Source organism: Pseudonocardia sp. ICBG601 (assembly GCF_020496245.1).
The window spans coordinates 1-7,224 of the sequence record NZ_JAHLJA010000114.1 but is presented as its reverse complement, the minus strand read 5'-3'; the positions used below and the strand labels follow the sequence as shown (position 1 = coordinate 7,224).

The window sequence follows — 7,224 nt, the reverse complement described above, 5'->3', positions numbered from 1 at the left end:
CGGCCCGGTCGCGGTGCAGGCCCGGATCCGCTCCCTCGGCGACGGCTTCGCGCTCGTCGAGGCCGTCGACACCTCCGAGGTGGCCCGGCTGGAGGCGACCCGGCGCGACTTCGTCCGCCAACGTCTCGCACGAGCTCAAGACCCCCGTCGGCGCGGTCGCGCTGCTGGCCGAGGCCCTGCTCGACAGCCTCGACGGCCTGGAGCGCGCCGACGGCGTCGACGAGCCAGACCGGACGCGGTCGGCGAGGTCCGCCGGTTCGGCGACAAGCTGCTGCGCGAGGCGACCCGGATGGGCAACCTGGTCTCGGAGCTGATCGCGCTGTCCCGGCTCACCGGTGCCGAACGGCTGCCCGCGCTGGCCGCCGTCGACTCGACGAGGTCGTCTCCGAGGCGCTGGCCCGCAGCCGCAACTCCGCCGAGTCGCACGCCGTCGAGATCACCGCCGACGAGAACTCGGGGCTGGTCGTCGACGGCGACCGCACGCTGCTGGTCACCGCGCTGACGAACCTGCTGGAGAACGCGATCGCCTACTCCGCGGCGGACTCGTCGGTGTCGGTGAGCCGGCGCGCGGTCGACGGCTCGATCGAGATCGCCGTGACCGACCGCGGCATCGGCATCGCCCCCGAGCACCAGCAGCGGGTCTTCGAGCGCTTCTTCCGGGTCGACCCGGCCCGCTCGCGGGCCACACGGCGGCACCGGGCTCGGCCTGGCGATCGTCAAGCACGTCTGCGCCAACCACGGTGGCGAGGTGCGGCTGTGGAGCCGCCCCGGCACCGGATCGACCTTCACCATGCGCCTGCCCGCCCGGATGGGCATCGGCGGCGCCCGCACGGTGAGGCTGCCGTCGGCAGCTCCCCCCAGACCGCCGGAACCGGAGGATGAGATGACCAGGGTGCTGATCGTCGAGGACGAGGAGTCCTTCGCCGACCCGCTCGCGTTCATGCTGCGCAAGGAGGGGTTCACCACCGCCGTCGCGGCCAACGGCAACGACGCGCTGAGCGAGTTCGACCGCAACGGTGCCGACATCGTGCTGCTGGACCTGATGCTGCCCGGCATGAGCGGCACCGACGTCTGCAAGGCGCTGCGCTCCCGCTCCGCCGTGCCGGTGATCATGGTGACCGCCCGGGACAGCGAGATCGACAAGGTGGTCGGGCTGGAGCTCGGCGCCGACGACTACGTCACCAAGCCCTACTCGGCGCGCGAGCTCATCGCCCGCGTCCGCGCGGTGCTGCGCCGCGGCGGCGAGGCCGGCGGCGAGACCGAGGGCGGCACCGGCGTCCTGGAGGCCGGCCCGGTGCGGATGGACGTCGAGCGGCACGTCGTGTCGGTCAACGGCGACGAGGTCGCGCTCCCGCTCAAGGAGTTCGACCTGCTGGAGTACCTGCTGCGCAACGTCGGGCGGGTGCTCACCCGGGCCCAGCTGATCGACCGGGTGTGGGGCGCGGACTACGTCGGCGACACCAAGACCCTCGACGTGCACGTCAAGCGGCTGCGGTCCAAGGTCGAGGGCGACCCCTCTGCGCCCAAGCACCTGGTCACGGTGCGCGGGCTCGGCTACAAGTTCGACGTGTGAGCCAGGGGTTGCCCGACGGCCGATAACAGGTCGGTAACCTGACCGGGTGCGCCTGGCCGTTCTCGACGTGGGGTCCAACACCGTCCATCTGCTGGTGGTGGACGCCCACCGGGGTGCCCATCCGAAGCCCATGTCGTCGGAGAAGGACCAGCTGCGTCTGGCCGAGCACCTCGACCGCAAGGGCGCACTGAGCCGCGACGGGGTGAAGGCGCTGCTGGAGAGCGTGCACCGGGCCCGGGACACCGCCCGGGCCGCCGGCTGCGACGACCTCCTGGCGTTCGCCACCTCCGCGCTGCGCGACGCGACGAACTCCGCCGAGGTGCTCGCCCGGGTGCAGCGCGAGACCGGGGTGGCGCTGGAGGTCCTGCCCGGCGAGGACGAGGCCCGCTGGACCTTCCTCGCCGTCCGCCGCTGGTGCGGCTGGTCGGCCGGGCGGCTGCTCGTGCTCGACATCGGCGGCGGCTCGCTGGAGCTGGCCGTCGGGCGGGACGAGACTCCCGACGTCGCCGCGTCGGTGCCGCTCGGCGCGGGGCGGCTGACCCGCGACGCGTTCACCTCCGACCCGCCGTCGCGGGCGGAGGTCGCCGCGCTGACCGAACGGGTCCGCGACGAGATCGCCCCCATCGCCGGACGGCTGCGTGCCGCGGGCCGCCCGGACCGGGCCGTGGGCACCTCCAAGACCTTCTGGACGCTGGCCCGGCTGGCCGGCGCCGCGCCGTCCAGCGCCGGGCCGGGGGCCCGCCGCACGCTGACCGCGCAGGGCCTGCGCCAGCTGTCGGCGTTCATCACCCGGATGTCGGGCCCCGACCTCGCCGAGCTCGACGGCGTGAGCGCCAGCCGGGCGCACCAGCTCGTCGCCGGGGCGGTCGTCGCGCAGGCGGCGATGGACGCCCTCGGCGTGACCGAACTCGAGATCTGTCCGTGGGCGTTGCGCGAGGGAGTGATCCTCCGGCGCTTCGACATGCTCGATGGGACGAACGGGGACGACCGCTCGGCGCAGACATCCCCGGGCGGGCTTGGACCCTTGACAACGCACAGGGCACGGTGGTCGTGATGAGTGTGGACAGCGGAGAGCCTCGCCAGCGGACGGTCGCGGAGCTCCTGGCCGCCAACGGCGGCCAGCAGCCCGGACGACGCCGCCGTCGTCGCGCCGCGGAGGACGACGAGGGCCCCGGCGCCCCGTCGTCCGCGGCACCCGCGCGGACCGACGTGGCCGCCCCGCCGCGACGCCCGGCGGCCGCCGACCGTGTCCGTCCGCCCGAGGGCGCGGGCGGGTTCGCCCCGCGCGGCGGCGACGGTCCGCCGCCCCTCGACCACCCCTCGTTCCCGCCCGCGCGCCGCCCCGACCCCTCCGAGGGCTCGACCGGGCGCGCGCCGGAGCCGTTCGTGCCGAACGGCAACGCGCCGAACGGCGGTGCCGCCCACGGTGGCACTCCGAACGGCGGCGCCCCGCACGGGAGCGCCGTGAACGGCAGCGGCCCGAACGGCAGCGGCCCGAACGGCAGCGGCCCGAACGGCAGCGGCCCGAACGGCAGCGGCCCGAACGGGGCCGCGGCCTTCGGCGGCGCCCCGCCCCGCAGGCCACAGGGCCCGCCCCCCGGGCAGTGGGCCGCGGGCCCCGGACCGGCCACGCAGGCCCGTCCGTTCGCCCCCGAGCCGCAGGGCCCGCCGAACGGTCGCCCCTACGGCCGCGACGACGGCCCCGCCACCCAGGACTGGGGACCCCGCGGCGACGCCCCGCGCCCGTCCGGTCCGTACGGCCCCCCGCCCGGCACCGCCGACGGCGTCGCCGACGAGATCCCGACCAGCCGGCTCGGCGCCCGCCGCCCGACCCCCACGGCCGACGACGACGGTGGCCCGCCCACCCAGTTCGGCGCCCCGCCGCTGGACGACGAGCACGACGGCCCCACCGGACGTGCGCGTCCGGCCGACGCGGGCCCGCCCACCGGCGCCTACGACCCGTTCGCCGACGACTACGACGACCGGCAGGGCTACGGCGACCAGCAGGGCTACGACGACCGGGGCTACGACGTCCGGCAGGGCTATCAGGACCGGGACCAGGGCTACGACGACCGGGACCGGGGCTACGACGCCGACCCCCGCTACGACGGCCGGCACGGCCCCGCCGGATACGACGACGGGCCCGGCTCCGCCGACGGCGGTCGCACCGGTGTGCTGGCCCCCGAGCGCCCCCAGGACGACCGCGACCACGACGACTACACCGACTACGACGACTACGCCGATCACGAGAACTACGACGACTACGAGGACCACGGTGAGCTCGCCGCCGGCGCGGTCGAGGACGACGAGCCCCCGCGCCGCCGCTCCGGGCGCCGCGACGGCGTCACCGACAGCGGTGCGCAGCCGCCCGCGGGCCTCGACGACGAGGCCCCGGCCGGTGCGGCCGGGACCGGCCAGGCCTGGGCGGTCGTCATCGCCCAGTGGATCGGCGGCGCCGTCGCCGGTGCGGCGATCTGGGTGCTGTTCCGCTTCCTGTGGACCTCGCTGCCGATCGTCGCGCTGTCGCTCGCGGTCGTGCTGACCGTCGGGCTGGTGCTCGGCGTGCGGGCCCTGCTGCGCAACGACGACCTGAAGACCACGTTGTTCGCGGTGCTCGTCGGACTGCTGCTGACCGTGTCCCCGGCGATCCTGGTGTTGCTGGACCGGTAACGATGAGCGACGGCGCGACGACTCCACGTTTCGTGACACCGTCGCGCCCGCCCGTCGCCCACCCGACCGGGTCGGCACCCGTCGCGCTGTCCACGGCCTCGGTCTACCCGGAGGGCGTCGCCGCCGGGTTCGAGATCGCCGCCGAGCTGGGCTACGACGGCGTCGAGCTCATGATCTGGACCGACCCGGTCAGCCAGGACCCGCGAGCGGTCGAGCGTCTCGCCCACCGACACGGGGTGCCGATCCTCGCGGTGCACGCGCCCTGTCTGGCCGTCACCCAGCGGGTCTGGGGCGCCGACCCGGTGCACCGGCTGCGGCGCACCGTCGAGGTCGCCGCCCGGCTGGGCGCGCGCACCGTGGTGGTGCACCCGCCGTTCCGCTGGCAGCGCCGCTACGCCGGGGTCTTCGCCGACGAGGTCGCCCGCGCCCACGAGGTCCACGACGTCACGCTGCCGGTGGAGAACATGTTCCCGGTGACCCGCGGCGCGATCAGCACCGTGCCCTACGCGCTGGGCCACGACCCGACGGAGATCGGGTTCGGCGCGTACACCCTGGACCTGTCGCACACCGCCGCGGCCGGGGTCGACGCGCTCGACCTCGCCGAGCGGATGGGCGACCGGCTCACCCACCTGCACCTCACCGACGGCTCCGGAGCCCCGCGCGACGAGCACCTGGTCCCCGGCCGCGGGACGCAGCCGTGCGCCGAGGTGTGCGAGCGCCTGGCCGACTCCCGGTTCGCCGCGGACGGCGGCACCGTCGTGCTGGAGGTGTCGACCCGGCGCTGCCGCACCCGCCAGGAACGCACCGGGCTGCTCGCCGAGTCGCTGCTGTTCGCCCGGCTGCACCTCACGCCGACGATGTCCGCCATCGCTCCTACCCGTGGGTAACATGCCGGCATGAGCAGTACGACGGTCCGGCCGTTCGCCGACGCGCACGACATCGAGCACCTCGGTGACGGCCGGTTCCGCGCCCGGCTCGACGGGACCTGGGCGATCGGGGACAAGGCGTTCGGCGGCCTGCTGATGGTGCTCATGGCCAAGTCCGGGCTGGCCCGCCTCGCGGCCGACGAGGCACCCGCACCCGACCCGCTGGCCGTCGCCGTGGACTTCCTGCGCGCGCCGGACCTGGGGCCGGTCGAGATCACGACCGACCCGCTCAAGATCGGGCGGACGGTGTCCACGGTCGCCGTCCGCCTGCACCAGCAGGGCCGGCTCATGCTGCACTCCACGGTCACCGCGGGTGTGCTCCCGACCGACGCCCCGCGCCTGGACGACGGCTCCGCGCTCGCCGTCGAACCGGACCCGGACGCGCTCGACCCGGCTCGGCCGAGGGGGGCGCGCGCGGCCTCGCGGCCGCCTGCGAGCTGCGCTACCCGCGCGGTGCCCTGCCGTTCCTGCGCGGCGAGACCGGGCCGCCGGAGATGGCCGGCTGGGTCCGCCCGCGCGGGGAGGAGCCCGACGTGCTGTTCGCGCTGATGTCCGGCGACATCCTGCCCCCGACGGTGTTCAACCTCGGCGGCTCCCGCGGCTGGGCGCCGACGGTGCAGCTCACCGCGCTGCTGCGGGCCCGCCCGGCTCCGGGCTGGCTGCGGTCGAGTCCCGCTCCGGCGCCGTGGCGAGCCCGTCCGCCGGTGGTGGGGTGTCGAGCGCGCAGTTCGACGAGGACGTCACCGTCGTCGACGCGCACGGCCGTACCGTTCTGCCAGGCCCGCCAGCTCGCCCTGGCCCCACAGGCGGCTGAGGGGTTCCTACGCTCCTCCCATGACGAGGATCGCGGTACTGGGTGGGGGACGGATCGGCGAGGCGCTGCTCGGCGGGCTGCTGGCGGCCGGGCGGACGCCGGTGACCTGGTGGTGGCCGAGCGGTTCCGGCCCGGGCGCAGGAGCTGACCGCGTCGCTGGGGGTGACCGCGGCCCGGTCGACGAGGCGGTGCGCGGGGCCGGGACGGTGGTCGTCGCGGTTCAAGCCGCAGGACGTCGTCACGCTGCTCGGCGAGGTCGCCGGAGTGCTGGAGCCTGGCGCGCTCGTCGTGTCGCTGTGCGCGGGCCTGCCGACCTCGCTTTTCGAGGGCGCCCTGCCCGAGGGCACGCCGGTCGTGCGGGTCATGCCGAACACCCCGATGCTGCTGGGCGCGGCGATGTGCGCGATCTCCCCGGGCGCGCACGCGACCCCCGCGCACCTCGACGAGACCGAGGACGCTGCTGTCCACCGTCGGCGCGGTGCTGCGCCTGGACGAGGCGAAAACAGGACGCCGCGACCGCCCTGTCCGGCTCCGGGCCCGCGTACTTCTTCCTCGTCGCCGAGGCGATGATCGAGGCCGGGGTCCGGCTGGGCCTGACCCGCCCGGACGCGACCGAGCTGACCGTGCAGACCGCGCTCGGCGCCGCGCGGATGCTGCGCGAGACCGGCGAGCACCCCGCGGTGCTGCGGGGAGAACGTCACCTCGCCCGCCGGGACCACGGCCGCCGCCCTGCGCGAGCTGGAGCGGCACGGGCTGCGCACAGCACTGGCCGACGCGGTCACCGCAGCGTACGACCGCTCGGTGGCGCTCGGTCGCGGCTGACCGGCCCAGCGGTACCTCGTTCAGCGCATCGTATGACGCAAAGTCACTCGGACGCGCCGTGCCGTAGCACGATCGAGCCCCCCTCTGGCGGACCGATCGTCACATCCGCCCGGTAGACTGCAACCTGCATCCCCCACCACGGGCGAACCGGGGAACCCCTTCGGGGGAGGAAGGCGGTGCCCCATGGCGGCGGAACGACCCGAGCCCCTGCGGTCGTCCAGGTCCAGTTCCTGACGGTGGCCGAGGTCGCGTCGATGATGCGCGTCTCCAAGATGACCGCTGTACCGGCTCGTCCACTCGGGCGAGCTGCGGCTGCGCGGGTCGGTCGCTCGTTCCGTGTGCCGCAGCGCGCGGTCGAGGACTACCTGCGCAACGCCTACTTCGACGCGGGCTGATCCCGGTGGGGTGACGGCCGGTAC

Annotated in this window: 5 protein-coding genes and 6 pseudogenes; all 11 read left to right on the top strand. The window is 75.3% G+C overall.

Annotated features, from left to right (window positions below; genetic code table 11):
- Positions 1-502, top strand: a pseudogene (locus KPL57_RS72800) (hypothetical protein); the annotation flags it as partial.
- Positions 394-627, top strand: a pseudogene (locus KPL57_RS72795) (ATP-binding protein); the annotation flags it as partial. The pseudogenes KPL57_RS72800 and KPL57_RS72795, both read left to right, overlap by 109 nt.
- 79 nt (positions 628-706) lie before the next feature.
- Positions 707-751, top strand: a pseudogene (locus tag KPL57_RS72790) (hypothetical protein); the annotation flags it as partial.
- Positions 752-883: 132 nt separating this feature from the next.
- The gene (locus KPL57_RS26600) at positions 884-1,573 is read left to right on the top strand and encodes a response regulator transcription factor (protein ID WP_020624971.1); all 690 of its coding nucleotides are present in this window, start codon (positions 884-886) and stop codon (positions 1,571-1,573) included.
- Between the two features lie 46 nt (positions 1,574-1,619).
- Positions 1,620-2,627: a Ppx/GppA phosphatase family protein gene (locus KPL57_RS26595; protein ID WP_226353600.1), complete on the top strand. Its 1,008-nt coding sequence runs from the start codon at positions 1,620-1,622 to the stop codon at positions 2,625-2,627.
- Positions 2,627-4,243, top strand: a complete 1,617-nt coding sequence (locus KPL57_RS26590) for a hypothetical protein (protein WP_226353599.1) — start codon at positions 2,627-2,629, stop codon at positions 4,241-4,243. Before KPL57_RS26595 ends, KPL57_RS26590 begins: the two co-directional genes overlap by 1 nt.
- Positions 4,244-4,245: 2 nt before the next feature.
- Positions 4,246-5,130: a sugar phosphate isomerase/epimerase gene (locus KPL57_RS26585; RefSeq protein WP_226353598.1), complete on the top strand. Its 885-nt coding sequence runs from the start codon at positions 4,246-4,248 to the stop codon at positions 5,128-5,130.
- Positions 5,131-5,139: 9 nt separating this feature from the next.
- Positions 5,140-5,421 (top strand): annotated as a pseudogene (locus tag KPL57_RS72785) (acyl-CoA thioesterase domain-containing protein); the annotation flags it as partial.
- A gap of 185 nt (positions 5,422-5,606) precedes the next feature.
- Positions 5,607-5,777: pseudogene (locus KPL57_RS72780) on the top strand (thioesterase family protein); the annotation flags it as partial.
- Positions 5,778-6,003: 226 nt separating this feature from the next.
- A pseudogene (gene proC / locus KPL57_RS72775) lies at positions 6,004-6,805 on the top strand (pyrroline-5-carboxylate reductase).
- Between the two features lie 272 nt (positions 6,806-7,077).
- A complete protein-coding gene (locus KPL57_RS72770; RefSeq protein WP_374203794.1) occupies positions 7,078-7,200 on the top strand; it encodes a hypothetical protein in 123 nt (40 codons plus the stop codon).
- Positions 7,201-7,224: the final 24 nt, after the last annotated feature.